The organism is bacterium (genome assembly GCA_035703895.1).
GTDB lineage: Bacteria > Sysuimicrobiota > Sysuimicrobiia > Sysuimicrobiales > Segetimicrobiaceae > Segetimicrobium.
In genome coordinates, this window is record DASSXJ010000113.1 from 18,625 (window position 1) to 33,318 (window position 14,694).

Sequence of the window (14,694 nt, forward strand, 5' to 3'; positions counted from 1 at the left end):
GATTCTCACCGGCGATCGACCCAATCCGGATGCCCCGGAATTGCCATCACGGCAACGTTGTCAAACCAGGCCCGAAGACCGCCCGCGACCTGGATCTTCACGCGTGCCGGGAACACGGACTTGTCGCCTTGCACCGATCCCACCGCGAACAGGTATTCCCAGTTTCCACTGCCGGTGTGTGCGGCCGTGACAAAATCAGCCCACGTATCGGTGGTCTGCAGCCGGATCGTCGCACCCGGCGCGTACGCCTTGGCCCAACAGCCGACGCCGTACGTGGTCTCCGCCGCGCACAGGAGGCCTGGCTGGCTGATCCACGTCTCGCCCGCGGCCGCGTCAACCTTCAGGCTGAAATGGCCACCTCCATCATTACGGACGTTGGTGAAGTTGGGATCCGGCACGGCGCGCTCGGCGGACACGCGGCCCGCGCCGTCGAGCGACCAGCCGACGGGACCGGCGTTGATCCATTGCTCGAAGCCCGAGTTGGCGATCTCGAGGCCCGGGGGCCACGTGCCGGAGAGCCCGCGCAGTAGGTTTTTCGTGATCTGATCGACCGGGGTCCACGTCGCGTTGAGGCTGAGACCCCCGGCCCAGTTCACCGTCGCGGCGGTAAACACGGTGCCGTGCCGCTGATAGATTCCCATCGTCGCCTGGCCCCGCTGTGCGTCCGGTGGGGCCCAATCGGATAGGTCTGCCGTCGCCAAGACGACGAAGTTCTTCGGCGTGCCGTCAGAGCCGACCACTTTGGGGGGAACGCTCCCCGCCGCGATGACCGCGGCGTCGGTTTCATAGCCGATGATGGTGTCGTCGACACTCGCGCCTTTGCCGAATTCATCGCCATCCGCCACCCCTGCGCCCCGGAACACCCAGTGAGCGGCGTTCGTTACGCGGTATCCTCGGTAGCGCTGCGCTGGGACGATCGGGTGGGGATCCCACATGCCGGCTCCGGTCCGATAACTCACCCCTGTCATCGAGTTCTCCGGACGCAGCACCGGCGTCTCGTGCCAGTGGACGGTAATCCGCTCCGGAGGTTGTCGCTGGGGGTCTTGGATGTGCCCGGGGTTGATGACGGCATCCGTTTCTTTGTAGCACACCATGATGCGGCCACCGTTGCTGAAGTCAAACCGGATCTGCCACCAGCACGTGTTTCCGCAGAAGAAGCCCACGTTTCCGCCGTTCCCGATAAATGCCTCTACCTGGTCACGCATCTCCCAGGACCAGTACTCGTCATGGCCGAAGCTGAGCAGCAATCGATAGTTCTCGAGCAGCCGTGGATTCGTATGCAGGTCCATCGCCGAGCAATACTCGAGCTCGAATCCGTTGGCTTCAGCCCACCGCAGAAACGGCAGCTGGTAGCTCTCGTAGAGGTCGAGGTCAGCGTACGGGCGATCGAACGAGATCCTGGGGGCAAACGGACTGCTGTACAGGCTCCGACCGCCCCACGCATTGTATGCCTGCGTAGTCGTGTCATTGATCTTGACGAGGATCTTGGACCTCGCGCCGGGCGCGGCGGATCGTACCACGAACGGAATCCACGCCACCTGGTCGGCGGAGATGAGCTTCCCGACGTAGTATCCGCTGGTCCAGGGCGAAGGGATCGTGATCTGGCACCCCGCGGCCGGCGGCCAGCTGCAGCCGGTGGCGGCGAGACGCGCATCATCCTGGGCGCCTGGCGTGAACGCGGTTCCGTTGCGTGTCTCGACGAGCCGATCGCTCAGCCCGCGGCGGTAGATCTCCAGCGTGAAGCCATTATGCGTTTGGTCGGCGCGAACGCAGAAATTGACAGTGTCCCCGGGTGCCGCAGAGGTAAGGGATGCGTACCCTTCGATTGCCGCCATATCTGCCTCCATCTTTGCGGGGAGCCGAATCTAGGTCACTTGACATGCCCGAGCTCCCTGGTCCAGTCGGTGGAGATGATGCGCTGCGCTTCCGCGAGGGTCATCAAACCGCCGCACACCTGCTGGTGGAGGTAGTTCTCGACTTTGTCCTTCTCGTGCGCGCCCGGAGTCGGCGAGTATGGTTCGGGCCAGAGATTCCGCGGACTCGTCGGGTTGCCGCCAAGTTCGAGTGAGATGAGGTGATCAAGCTCGTATGCGCTGGCTGATCCCCTTTCGCCGTACGCGGCCATGAGCCGCGTCTTCAGTGGGTTCGTGTAACTCACGGGAGGCCGGATCGTCTTCGTGTAGCCCTGGACGCAAATCGTCGTCTTGATGTTTGCTTGGGTCACGCTCGGGTTGAGGGCGCCCGGCGTGCAGCCGCGGTCCGGGAGCGGCCCGCTCACCACGCAGTGCGCTGGGACGCTTCCCGCGCTGAATTGGCCGGCGAGCGTGGCCGCGGTGAGCACGGCTGCGGCGATCGCCGCGTGGTGCGGAGAAACGCGCGCCATGGCCTATGTCGCCTGCACCCGCTGCCGACGCGTCTTGGGCTTGGGGCCCGCCGAGCGAATGTTGGAAAAGCGGTTGAGGAGATCGAACCAGAAGGGCGCGCCGAGCGATACGGCGAAGACGGTGATGGCGAGGCCTGCGATCTTCATCACCCAATCGGCGAGCGTCGCCGGGTTAACCGTCCAGCCGATGGGCAGCGCGAACTCGGAGAGCGTGTTCACGGCGTCCTCAAGACGGGTGGCGCTTGCCTGTTGCGCCGCACCAGTCAGCGCGGCTCGGATGCCCTGTTCTTGCCAGAGCGTGGACGCTATGGCCACGCTGTCGACGCCCAAGAGGGCCACCACGAATGCGCCGATGGCAAACGTCACGAGCTGGATCTGGCGCTTGTACACGCCGCTTAGGCGATCCATGGTGCCGTCATACCAATCCTCAACCGCCTTGCGCTTCTCCTCGATGCCACCTTGGGCGTTGGACAGGACGCTGCTGAGCGCATCTTTCGTTGATCCGTCGGGGAGTTTCGTGACGCTCTCTTCGATTGCGGCGAGGCTTCGCGTGCCCTTCGGCGGCACGAGTGCGTCGAAGAGCGCCTGCGCGAAGAGATCGCTCGGAATGTACGAAGGGCGGCGTCCGGGTTTCCCGGTGAGTCGCGCCACGAGCGGATGCGCGAGGACGCGATCGGCGAGGGCCGGATCGGCGAGGAGATTCCTGATCCCCTCCTCGAGCAGCGTGGCGCGCCAGCTGAAGATCCCCCCCAGAAGCTCAGTGACGTGCGAAACAATGACGCTCAGCACGAAGTAGATGAAGATCAGACCGATCGCGACCTCGACGGACGCCGAGCCGAACATTCCATTCCCCCTAGCGGCCCGATCGAACCATTCGGCCGGCCCGGGACGGGCCCACCGCGATCTCCGAGCGCTTTCTACCGTTGGACGAAGTTTCGAGTGGGGGTTCAGTCCCACCCTATCGCTTCCCTTCTCAGGCGGTAGGTTGCGGGCCCGGGACTACGGGAGGTGGCGCGGGGCTTTTGGCATCCGATCTGCCGCCAATTTGCACCAAATCGACCCTCTGTGCGATACTCTGGCGCAAAAGAGGCCCGTTTCAGTGAGATCGAAGGGATCGAGGGCCAGCTTCGGCGGGTGTCATGTGCCGATGATGACCGCAATTGTGAAATCGGCATCGGGCCTGAGGGATGACTGTCTTATCTTGTGAAACCTCATGGTCTCGTGGTGTTCGATCTGGACGGCACAAAGCAGCATCATGACAAAGGCCCTGCATGCTCCTTGATCTCCCGTTTAGGCTTCGAGACCATTCGGGTTTGGTACGGGTGACGGTTGAGCCGAACTCGGACCCCATCCGCTGGGGCTGTGGGACGTATCTTGCGCATGATCAACTGAATGCCGCGCTTGGGTTCCCCGTCTGCATAGCGACCGTCGAGTATTCCGGCGAGGGCTATCTGAGCCTCTTGGGATGGACGCAGATCGTCCGCAGTGGGCCGCCTGGCTGCGTGAGTTGGGAACTCGATCCGCTCGCAGTACTGAACGGCCTCGATGTACCATTTGCCTTCTTCGGGTACACGCCCACACTGTTTGATGCGCCGGCCCGACAGGATCGATCAGTTGCGCTTGACTGGTTGGCGCACAGCTTCCTATGTGCCGTTCCTAGCCCGCGCGGCCCACGCATGGTTACCCCCCTCGTCGCGTTCTGTTGGGGTTTCCAATTGCGCGAAGGTAAGGTATCGATCGAAGGACCGTCGGCACTTGCTCTCAATGCATGGGACCAGCACGTGGGAATCTTACGCCGCACCTGTCCCAGTTGGACATTCTCCCCCGCGTCGATCGAGGGTGAAGTCCCTCAGGGCGATGAGGTGCCGGGAACCCGGGCCACGACCTTGTTCGGACCGCCACCGGCAACACTCCAAGTGTTGTTGGATGATCGCCAAGAACACGACTTCCCCAGCGTGACTCGCGTCTTAGGCGGACTGACGTCCACGCAAGCGTTCGCCGTGCGGCTTGGGGTGCCATACACGATTGCCCAAATTGTGGCCCACATGCTCGCCAACATGCGGTTCAACTTGGAGTTAATCTATGCTCAGGATCCAGCGTGCGTCGAGAAACCCGGTGAGCTTTGGCCCGAGGTGGCCGCGGATGAGTGGCCCGTCCTCAGCGACGAGTTTATCGCGACCCTCGAGGCCCTGAAGCACATTGCGAAGACGGACGATTTGGATCGAATCGTGCACCCGACGACGGCCAACGAACCTGCATGGACCGTGGGCTACAAACTCGCGTGCAGTGTGGCGAAGCACAATGCGTACCACTTGGGCCAGATCGTGGCGCTACGACGACTCATCGGTGCCTGGAGGGATCCGGCGGGCCCAGCAAGATAGCCGAGCACGGCCGTGATAGCCGTTTGAGGTCAAAGTACGCGCTTAAGAATCCGGGAGCGTTCGTCGCAATAGCCAGAAGAGCGTCCGGCTCTCTACCCTCGCTCGATGCATCCCCAGTTTTTCTAGTATCCGGAGCGAGCCCACATTGTCATCATCACATCTTGCGTCGGCCCGATTAGCTGCCCTGCTGTAACCGTGCCGACATCAATCCTGTCAGGTGCCTGATAGATCACCAGCATCGAGATCAGGTATAGATTGGTGCGTAGCCGCCCCGCACATTTGCATCCCCGGAGGTGACAGGTGAATAGAGTTCTGGCGATCCTCATCCTGGCGTTACTCTCACTGGTCGCTCTGTCGGCACCCGGTCATGCAGGCCAGGATGGACCGGGTCAGTCGGTCAAGGTAGGAACGCTCCCATCCCACCCCATAGCTCCGCCACCAATTCCGTTCGGCCAGGACGGACCTGGCCAGTAAATCCAGGTTCCTGTTATCCTGATTCGACGCTCCAACGGCATTCGCGGGGCGGCTACCGCGACGCCAGACGTCCCGATCAACTGAGCTGCCGTCGGAACCGCCAAACGCTCAAAGAAACGAGTACGGCCGTAAAGAGGAGCAACGCCACCAGATTCGGCCAGAGCGCGTCGAGCCCGGTGCCTCTGAGCATCGCGCCCCGGGTAATGCGGCCGAAGTGGTAGATGGGGTTCAGGACGGTGAACGGCTGCAACCAACGCGGCATCGCCTCTACGGGCGTGAGCGCGCCAGACAGGGACGCGAGCGGCGGGTTCACAAAGAAAATCGTCAACTGCGCCTGTTGCGCGGACTTCGTGAAGGTCGCGATCATGGTCCCGATCCCGATGCCGGAGAGCAGGCACAGCAGAGCGCCGCCGAGCACGAGCAGGAGGCTGCCGCGAAACGGCACCTGGAACACTACCCGACTCAGCCCCAGCGAGAGCAGCGCCATCGCGAACAGCAGCACCACGAGCGGGGCAACCTTGGCCAGGATGATCTCCGCCGTCGTGGCCGGGGACATCAGAAGCTGCTCGATCGTCCCGACCTCCCGCTCCTTGAGCATGACCGTCGAGGCGACGATGGCGCCGTTGAGAATCAGGAGGATGCCCAGCACTCCGGTGGCAATAAACCACGTGCTCACGAGACCGGGGTTGAAGAGGAAGGCCGGATCGAGCTCGACGGATCCTCGACGGCTCACCGGCTGCGCGGCGATCTGCTGAAAGCGGACGTGCAGACCCTGCGCCGCGAGCCCGGCGTTGTACGCTGCGATAACCCCTTCCGCGTACCCCCGGCTGATCTGGGCGGTGTTCACGTTCATCGCGTTGAGCAGGAACTGCACGGTGGTGGGCCGGCCGCGCACGAGGGTGCGGGCGTAGTCGTACGGAATCACGATACCGGCATCGGCCACCCCACGGCTGATGGCGTCCCCCAGCCGATCGGCCGAGAGGTAATAGCCGGCCAAGCGGAAGCTCTGGCTCTGCGTGAGCACGGCCACCAACTCGCGGCTCTCCGGTGTCCGGCTCTCGTCCACCACGCCTAGGGCCACGTCGGCCACGGTAGAATTCAGCACGGAGCCAAACACCAGGAGTTGGAGCACGGGGGCTACGGCGAGCGAGAAGACCAGGCGCCGGTCGCGCAGGATCTGCCGAAACTCCTTCGCGGCGAGGGCCCGCCACCGGTCGGATAGGAAGGCGCGCAGGAACATCGTCGGAGGCACCTAGTCCGACAGCTGCATGCGGTGGATGGTCCGCCAGGCCAGCGCGTAGAAGATCCCGCCGATCACGCCGGGGATCAGGACTTTGTACCACACCGCCGGCCACCCGCCGCCCTGGAGGAGCGCGTCGCGCACGACCTCGATATAGTACCGTCCCCACACCAAGTTACTGATCCATCGGAGGCCCGCGGGGATGTTCGTGATCGGGAACAAGAGTCCCGACAGGAGCATCACGAGGAGGAATCCGCCGAGAGACACCGCCTGCAGTGCGGCGGCCTGGTTGGGCACGGCGGCCCCGACCATCGTGCCGAAGGCCACCACGCAGAAGGCATACAATATCGTGGCCACGAAAAACGGCGTCGGGTCCCCGGCGAAGCTGAGCCCGAAGTATGTGAAGAGCAGGAGGAGCAGGATCAGCGCTTCGGCCAGCGCCACGGCCATGAACGCGAAGATCTTCCCGAGCAGGAACTCACTGCCGGAGATGCTGGACACATAGACCTGCAGGATCGTCTTCTGTTCGCCCTCTTTCGCCATCGCGAGTGTGGCCAGCAGGGCCGGGAACATCGAGAGCCCCAATACGAAGATGCCCGGCCCATAGAACTTCTTGGACGATTCGCCGGGATTGTACCACAGCCGGATCGCCGCCTGTACCGGCGCGGGGCGCGTTGCGCCCACCGTTCGATCGTTGTACGCTCGCACGATGCTGGCGGCATCGCCCGAGATCAGCTTGGCCGTGTTCGCGTCCGCACCATCCACCAGGAGCTGCGCGGCGGCCGGAACGCCGCGGGCGATGTCGCGGCCAAAGCGGGCGGGAATGATCAGCGCCGCGCGCGCCGTGTTCGTCGTGAGCGCCTGCTCTGGCGCCCGGTCGACGGGCCACGGCACGAGGTGGAATGTGAGGGAGGCGCGGAACGCGTCGAGGAACTCGTGTGATGCAGCGGAATCGTCGAGGTCCTGCACCGCAAGAGGGACATTGGTAACCGACAGCGAGAACGCCGTGCCCAGCAGCAAGAGGAGCCCCACTGGCAGCCCGAGGGCCAGCGCGAGCGACAGCCGGTCCCGCAGGAATTGGGTCAGCTCCTTGCGGGTTTGCGCCAGCGTCCGTCTCATCGGTTCACGCGCTCTCCTCGGACACCCGGCCCTGCTCTCGCGCCTGCTCTACGACGCTGATGAAGACGTCCTCAAGGGAGAACCGTCCCTCCCGGGCGTTGATGACGCGGACCCCGTTCGCCTGCAGGACCCCGGCGGTCGCGCGCATGGCCCGCTCCGCGTCCTCCTCGGTGATGACGTGGAGCCGATCCCCGAACAGCGAGACCCGCCAGGGCGCGGTGCCTTCCTTCAACACGTCCGCCGCGCGCTGCGGGGAATCCACACGGAATTCCAGCAGGTGGCTGTGGGCCATCTCCCGCCGCTTGATGTCGCTCGGCGGACCTTCCACGACGAGCTCGCCGGCCACCATCAGCCCGATCCGGTTGCACTGCTCTGCTTCCTCGAGGTAGTGCGTCGTGACCAAAATCGCGGTGCCGGCGTCGGCGAGCTGGTTGATCATGCCCCAGAAGGCGCGACGCGCTAGGGGATCGACGCCCGAGGTCGGCTCGTCGAGGAAGAGGACGCTCGGCTCGTGCATGATCGCCGCACCGAAGGCGACGCGCTGTTTCCACCCCCCGGGCAGGCTTGCTGTCATCTGGTCTTGCTTCCCCTCGAGTCCGGAAAATGCGAGCACCCAGCGCGCCTTCTCCTCGCGCTCGTCGTCCGGCACGCCGTAGACGCCCGCGAAGAACCTGAGGTTCTCCGCTATCGTGAGGTCGTTGTACAGCGAGAATTTCTGCGACATGTAGCCGACCCGCTGGCGTACCTGGGGCGAGCGCACGGTGCCCCGTTCACCCGCCAGTTCGACCTGTCCGCTTGTGGGGTCGAGGAGGCCGCACAGCATCTTGATCGTCGTCGTCTTGCCTGCGCCGTTGGCGCCCAGGAGGCCGTAGATCTCGCCGTAGCGCACTTGGATGGCGACGTCCGCGACGGCCGTGAAGCTCCCGAACCGTTTCGTCAGCCTCGTGGCCCCGATCGCGGTCCGGCCGCGCGTGCCGGCGTGGTCGTGCCGCTGGGGGAAGGGTGCGGCAGCGGGTTCCTGGCCTAGGCCGCGCAGCGTCGCGACGAATGTGTTCTCGAGTGTGGGCTCATCGACGCGCATCTCCTCGATGGGCACGCCTGCGCGGCCCATCGTCTCCTCGACGAGGCGCCGCGCATCATCCGCGTTGTGGACGAGGAGGTCGAGGCGGTCGCCAAATCGCTGGACATCGATGATCTCGCGGCCGGGGCCGCTGGTCTCCATCAGGGCGTGCTCGGCATCGCTCAGCGCCGTGGTGCGGAATTCGATCCGTTGGGCGTGCAGGCTCGCCCGCAGCTCCGCCGGAGGTCCCAACTGGTGAATCACACCGAGGTGCATGAGCGCCACCCGGTGGCAGCGCTCGGCCTCATCAAGGTAGGGAGTGGCGATCAGAATCGTCAGGCCGTCTGCGGCGAGGTGCGCGAGCGCATCCCAGAACTCGCGGCGTGAGACCGGGTCCACACCGGTCGTCGGCTCGTCCAGCAGCAGCACCTTGGGCTGGGGTACGAGGGCGCAGGCCAGCGCGAGCTTTTGCTTCATGCCGCCGCTGAGCTGTCCGGCCAGCCGGTCCGCGAATCGATCCATGTCGAACAACCGGAGATACCGGCGGCCCCGTTCCGTGATATCCCGGAGCGGCACCTGCCGCAGATCGCCGACATACCGGAGGTTCTCTGCGACGCTTAAATCCGGGTAGAGGCTAAACGTCTGGGTCAGATACCCCGTTTGCGCACGGGCCTCGCGCGCGGGGCGTCCGAATACCTCCGCGGTCCCTGCCGTGGCCTCCATGACGCCGGCCAGAATCTGGAAGGTCGAGGTCTTGCCTGCGCCGTCCGGGCCGATCACGCCGAAGATCTCCCCTGCGCGGACGTCAAACGCGATGCCCCGGACGGCCTCGATCGATCCATAGCGCTTCCACAGGCCGCTGACGCGAATCGCCGTGCCCGCCGGCGTGGCCTCGGCGCGTTCGTTGACGGTGGAGACGGCGCCCCCGGCCATCACTGACTGTGCCAGCCCTTCCAGCCCGGCGGCCACGCACCCCCGCTCACCAGGATCTCGCCGTCGGCCGGCATGCCCGGCTTGGCGAGGCCGGTCGCGCCCTTGAGTTGCAGCTTGACGCCAACGACCTGCTTGACGCGGTCCTGGCGAAAGTAGGTGTTTTCCGGCGTGAACGTGGCCTGAGGATCGATGCGGAGGACCAAGGCGTCGACGGCCCGATTCGGATTCGAATCGAGGTACACGTGCGCCGGCTGCCCGATCTTGACCTTGCCGATCTGCCCCTCAGGGATAAACCCACGCAGATAGACCTGGCTCAGGTCGAGGAGCGTGACGATTGACGTCCCAGCGGTCACGACCTCGCCCGGCTCGGCGGAGCGCGTGATCACCGTTCCGCCGAAGGGGGCGCGAACCACGAGATCCTGCCGGTTGGCCTCCGCCTGCGCCAACGCCGCACGGGCCTGCGCCACCTGGGCGGTGGCGCTCCCGATCGTCGCGTGCTGCTGGACGATCTGCTTCTCTACGGCGGCCATCTGGGCGCCGCGGATCCCAGGATTGGCGAGGTTGGCACGGGACGCCGTCAAGGCACCCTTCGCGGCCGCCACGCGCCGCTGTGCCGCCGCGAGCGCCGCCCCCTGCGCCTCGGCCGCCGTGACGGCCTGCACACGCTGCTGTTCCGATACGGCGCCCTGCTGGGCGAGCCGTGTGAACGCGTTCCGGTTAAAAACCGCATTTTCGTAGGCGGCGCGCTGTTGGGCCACGTCGGCTTCGGCCGCGGCCAGGTCCGCCTCGCCCTGCCGTACCCGGCCCTCGGCGTCGGTCACCGCTTGTGCCATGAGGAGCTGATTCTGTTGCAGCTGCTGCTGGAGTACCGCGATCTGGTCGTTGGCGGCCTGCGCCCGCGCCTCCGCATCCCGCAAGGATGCCCGGGCCTGGTCCTCTTGGGCCCGGAGTTGTACGTCATCGAGAATCGCGATGACGTCCCCCGCCCGCACGCTGTCGCCTTCGCGCACCCGGACGTCTAAGATCTTCCCCGCCACCTTCGGGGCGATCGCTGAGTCGTCGCCCTCGATCCGGCCACTGAGCGTGACGATGCTGTCCGGCACCGGAGGCACGGCAAAGTACGTGCGCCAGACGTAGACGCCGAGGCCGGCGAGCACCACGAGCGCAATGAGCCCGAGCGACCGCCGACGCGCGTGCGGCCGCGCCGCGGAGGGGGCGACCGGTGGCGCCTGCGCGGGAGCGTGAGCAGCGTCCTGGGCCGTCATGTCCGCCTCCGAACGGGTATGGACGACGCGCGCCCACGCCAGGACTTGAACGCCTGGAGATATGCCAGCGAAAAGTCGGCGATGTGATCCGCGATCCGGTCCACCTGCGCAGGCGTCATCTTCAATTCCGGCCACAACCTCGCCAGAATCGGGCGCGCCACGACGTAGTGGACGATCTGCCCGATGACGCTGTGCGTGCACAGCCGCGTGGTGTCGTGATCGCGCGGCAGCCCCAGGATGGCTCCGACGATGTCCCTGAGGCGATCGTACATCGGCCGCAGGGCCTCATTCACGACGCGGGACATGGCCGGGGTAGGCTGCGCGAATTCATGGGCCATCAACAGCACGAGCCGCGCCGGCCGATCTCCCTCCCCCACGCCCCGAAGCCTGAGTTTGATCAAGCGCCTGAGGGCCTGCTCGGGCGGGACGTTCTGGCCCGCCACCGAGCGCATGGGCTCGAGCTGATCCCCACGCACCGCGTTCCGCAGCACCTCGGTATACAGTCCCAACTTGTCTCCGAAGTGATAGTTGACGGCCGCGATGTTGGCCCCCGCCCGCGCGCAAATCTCGCGGACGGTTGCGTCGTGGAACCCGCGCTCCGCGAAGACCGCGCCGGCGGCATCGAGCAGCTTCGCGTGGGTAGGATCGCCGGCGCGTGCCTTCGCCGGCTCCCCCTCTGGGGATCGCCTCGCCTGAAGATTCGGCATTTCAAACACCAGTTTAAATCATGCATTTTAGAAAGTCAAGCCCCGTGATGTTATCATGGACGGCGGACACTCTTCGTCCCCGCGCCATGTAGAACGTCATCCAGTTCGGGTTACATCGTGCCGACGTACACTGCGATGCTGCGAGGAATGAATGTGAGCGGACACAACACCATCCGCATGGAACATCTTCGTGCATTGTGCGCGGCGTTGGGATTTCGGAATGTCGAGACGTACGTCCAGAGCGGCAACATCGTTTTCCGAGCCCCTTCGACGTCGCCATCCTTGCTCTCGAAGCGCATCAGCGAAGCCATTCTCCGTGACGTGGGCTTCTCCGTGCCCGTCCTCGTCAAGACACGGCGAGAAATGGGCATCGTGATCAAGCGCAACCCGTTCTTGAAAGAACACGGCATCGATCGATCGAAGCTGCACGTCACGTTTCTTTCAACGGTCGTGTCAAAAAGCGCTCTGGGGAACCTGGACGGCCTTTCCACCACACCAGATCGGTTTTCCCTTCGCGGCCGGGAAATCTACCTGTATTGTCCCGGCGGGTATGGCAAGACCAAGCTCTCCAATGCCGCGTTTGAAAAAGCGCTGTCAGTCAGCGCGACGACTCGGAACTGGAACACCGTCACCACATTATTTGAAATGGCCTCGAAACTCTGATGAAAATCCTGAGCTTCGCATCTTCGCGTGTGTTCCGGACCTGGCTTGCCAAACACCATCGCCAACCGGACGGCATCTGGCTGCGCATTTACAAAAAGGACTCGGGCGTCGCCACCGTGACGTATGCAGAGGCGCTTGATCAAGCCCTGTGCTTTGGTTGGATTGATGGACAAAAACAGCCCTTGAACTCCCGATCCTGGCTACAGAAATTCACGCCGAGGCGCCCCAAAAGCGGATGGTCCAAGATCAATACGCGGCATGCCCACCGCCTCATGAAATCCGGGGACATGGCCCCCGCCGGGCTGAACGAGGTGAACGCCGCCAAGGCGGATGGTCGATGGCAGGCTGCCTATGATTCATCCAGCAGCCCCGTCGTGCCGGATGACTTTCTCAGGGCGCTCGGGAAAAACAAGGAGGCGCACACCTTCTTTAAAACGCTCAACAAGGCGAATGTGTATTCGATAACGTACCGGCTCCAGACGGCAAAGAAGCCTGAAACCAGAGAGAAGCGAACGCGAGCGATCGTGGAGATGCTGGCCCGGGGAGAGAAGTTTCATTGAATCACGATGTCATGCACCGAGCCGAGGCGCATGCGGATGTCACACGGTGAGGGAGCGTCACGTGCAATGAGCCACCAGCATCCTCGCGTGCTGCTCGATCACGTCCTGGTCGCGGTCCCGGACCTGGCCGAGGGCGCCCGCCGGTTCGAAGAGCGGTACGGGCTTCGCGCTCTGGAGGGAGGGCGACATCCCGGAATCGGGACGGCAAACATGATCGTCCCCCTCGGATCGTCCTATCTAGAGCTCATCGCGGTCGTTGACCCTGAAGAGGCCAGCCGGACGCCTACCAGGGGCCGCATCACCCGGGCGCTCTCCGAGGGCCGGACGTTCGCCACGTGGGCGGTCCGCACCGACAACCTCGACGCGCTGCGCGCGCACCTCAAGGAGGCGGGAGTGAAGCTGTCGGAGCCGACCCCTGGGGCACGAAAGCGTCCGGATGGCGTGATCCTTCGCTGGCGCACACAGTTCCTGGCGGCGGAGGAACCAAGCGCGCTGCCATTCGTCATCGAGTGGTCGGTACCGCCCGGGATGCATCCTGCCGAAGCCCCGGTCGACCACCCGTCGAAAGCCCGAGGCATCCGCGCAGTGCGATTGGGGGATCCCGACCCGGCCGGCACCTCCGTGCGGATTCGATCACTGCTGGGGAACGACATTCACTTCGAGGTTGAACGAGCCGGCACCGGCGGGGTCCTGGCCGTGGAGATCGACACGCCCGGCGGTGTCACGGTGATCCGCTAGCGATGCCGTCTCTGACCACTCTCCCTCCCTGCATCACGAGCGAGACCCGATGCAGCGCAGCGATGTCCTCGGTGGGATCGCCTTTTACCGCGACAAGGTCGGCCAGCGTGCCCCTGCCGACGGCCCCAAACCGGTCCGGCATCCCAATGGCCGTGGCTCCGTGAGCGGTCGCCGCGACCAAGGCATCTGCAGGACTCATGCCGCAGGCAACCATATATTCCAGTTCCCGGGGGAGCGATTCAAAATCCCCCAGGCCAAAGAAGAGATCGGTCCCGGCCGCGATCGTCACGCCGGCGGCCATCGCGATCTGGAAACTCTCCACGTGACGCTTGGCGCGCACGGGGATCGACCGCATCATGGGCACCGCCTTGAATTCCTCCCATCGGTCCATGATGAGTTTTGACACCAGGAGCGTGGGCACAAGTACGACCCCTTGACCAGCCATCTCCCGCGCCGTCTGCTCATCCAGGTCGCATCCATGCTCGACCGTATCGACACCGGCCCGCAGAGCCATTCGAGTCGAATCTAGGATCGAGGCGTGGCAGGCCACGCGCCTCCCCAGGCGGTGCGCCTCGTCAACCAGGGCATTCAACTCCTCCTGGGTGAATTCGACAACGTTCAGGGGACCGTTGGTCGTCACCTTGATGAAGTCGGCGCCCGCCTTCACCTGTTCGCGCACCGCCTTGCGGCAGTCGTCGGCCCCATCGGCCTCGCGGGCCATCCCCGGGAGGGCCGGGGGCTCGGACCCGTGACCCCCTGTCATGCAGAGAATGCGACCGCAGGGCACGACCCGAGAGCCGGAGATGTCCCCCCGGACCACCGCGTCGCGCACGGCGATCGCGACCCCATCCGTCGTCCCGACATCGCGCAGCGTCGTGATGCCTGCCGCCTGCGCAGCGCGTGCGTTGCGCGCGGCCCGCAGCGCAATGGAGGCGGGACTGGTCTCGAATCCCCGCGACCCCCAGCCCAGGTGGACGTGCAGATCAACGAGGCCGGGCAGCAGGGTGCACCCGGTGAGGTCCACGACTCGGGCCGACCCTGGATCGCCGACCGTTGCGGATGGGACCACATCGGCGATGCGGTCCCCCTCGACGACCACGGCGACCCCCGCCAGGGCTCGCCTGGCGGTAACGTCGAAGACCTTCGCGCCGCGCAGGATGATCCGACTCAT

At 64.9% G+C, this 14,694-nt stretch carries 13 protein-coding genes; 4 read left to right on the forward strand and 9 right to left on the reverse strand.

All coding sequences use genetic code 11. The features are described from left to right. Positions 1 to 5: 5 nt before the first annotated feature. From VFP86_07825 to VFP86_07835, 3 genes are read right to left on the reverse strand one after another with little or no spacing between them, the layout of a single operon-like run. Positions 6 to 1,835 carry a N,N-dimethylformamidase beta subunit family domain-containing protein gene (locus tag VFP86_07825; protein HET8999536.1) on the reverse strand — a complete coding sequence of 610 codons (1,830 nt, stop codon included), beginning with the start codon at positions 1,833 to 1,835 and terminating at the stop codon, positions 6 to 8. A gap of 35 nt (positions 1,836 to 1,870) precedes the next feature. Continuing rightward, complete coding sequence (locus VFP86_07830; GenBank protein ID HET8999537.1) at positions 1,871 to 2,383, reverse strand: hypothetical protein; 513 nt, start codon at positions 2,381 to 2,383, stop codon at positions 1,871 to 1,873. 3 nt (positions 2,384 to 2,386) lie between these two features. Then, entirely contained in the window at positions 2,387 to 3,226 is an 840-nt protein-coding gene (locus tag VFP86_07835) for a hypothetical protein (protein ID HET8999538.1), read from the reverse strand. A 1,112-nt stretch (positions 3,227 to 4,338) separates the two neighbouring features. On the opposite strand from VFP86_07835, the gene VFP86_07840 reads away from it, so the two are divergent. After that, the gene (locus VFP86_07840; GenBank protein HET8999539.1) at positions 4,339 to 4,764 is read left to right on the forward strand and encodes a hypothetical protein; all 426 of its coding nucleotides are present in this window, start codon (positions 4,339 to 4,341) and stop codon (positions 4,762 to 4,764) included. 550 nt (positions 4,765 to 5,314) lie between these two features. Here VFP86_07840 and VFP86_07845 read toward each other — a convergent pair. Genes VFP86_07845 through VFP86_07865 form a run of 5 tightly spaced genes read right to left on the reverse strand, consistent with a single transcriptional unit; the run spans position 5,315 to position 11,562 of the window. After that, on the reverse strand, positions 5,315 to 6,478 hold the full coding sequence (locus VFP86_07845; protein ID HET8999540.1) for an ABC transporter permease: 1,164 nt from the start codon (positions 6,476 to 6,478) through the stop codon (positions 5,315 to 5,317). 12 nt (positions 6,479 to 6,490) lie between these two features. Beyond that, on the reverse strand, positions 6,491 to 7,597 hold the full coding sequence (locus tag VFP86_07850; GenBank protein ID HET8999541.1) for an ABC transporter permease: 1,107 nt from the start codon (positions 7,595 to 7,597) through the stop codon (positions 6,491 to 6,493). A 4-nt stretch (positions 7,598 to 7,601) separates the two neighbouring features. After that, positions 7,602 to 9,626, reverse strand: coding sequence for an ATP-binding cassette domain-containing protein (locus VFP86_07855; protein ID HET8999542.1), 2,025 nt, complete (start codon positions 9,624 to 9,626; stop codon positions 7,602 to 7,604). Next, positions 9,590 to 10,855, reverse strand: coding sequence for an efflux RND transporter periplasmic adaptor subunit (locus tag VFP86_07860; protein HET8999543.1), 1,266 nt, complete (start codon positions 10,853 to 10,855; stop codon positions 9,590 to 9,592). The genes VFP86_07855 and VFP86_07860 overlap by 37 nt, the downstream gene beginning before the upstream one ends. Beyond that, entirely contained in the window at positions 10,852 to 11,562 is a 711-nt protein-coding gene (locus tag VFP86_07865; GenBank protein ID HET8999544.1) for a CerR family C-terminal domain-containing protein, read from the reverse strand. The genes VFP86_07860 and VFP86_07865 overlap by 4 nt, the downstream gene beginning before the upstream one ends. Positions 11,563 to 11,697: 135 nt before the next feature. Here VFP86_07865 and VFP86_07870 point away from each other — a divergent pair, with 135 nt between their 5' ends. The 3 genes from VFP86_07870 (at position 11,698) to VFP86_07880 (ending at position 13,523) form a co-directional block, all read left to right on the forward strand. Further along, the gene (locus tag VFP86_07870; protein ID HET8999545.1) at positions 11,698 to 12,225 is read left to right on the forward strand and encodes a DUF1697 domain-containing protein; all 528 of its coding nucleotides are present in this window, start codon (positions 11,698 to 11,700) and stop codon (positions 12,223 to 12,225) included. After that, complete coding sequence (locus VFP86_07875) at positions 12,225 to 12,785, forward strand: YdeI/OmpD-associated family protein (GenBank protein ID HET8999546.1); 561 nt, start codon at positions 12,225 to 12,227, stop codon at positions 12,783 to 12,785. The genes VFP86_07870 and VFP86_07875 overlap by 1 nt, the downstream gene beginning before the upstream one ends. A gap of 66 nt (positions 12,786 to 12,851) precedes the next feature. After that, positions 12,852 to 13,523: a VOC family protein gene (locus VFP86_07880; GenBank protein ID HET8999547.1), complete on the forward strand. Its 672-nt coding sequence runs from the start codon at positions 12,852 to 12,854 to the stop codon at positions 13,521 to 13,523. Here VFP86_07880 and VFP86_07885 read toward each other — a convergent pair. After that, positions 13,507 to 14,694, reverse strand: coding sequence for an amidohydrolase family protein (locus tag VFP86_07885; protein ID HET8999548.1), 1,188 nt, complete (start codon positions 14,692 to 14,694; stop codon positions 13,507 to 13,509). The genes VFP86_07880 and VFP86_07885 overlap by 17 nt on opposite strands.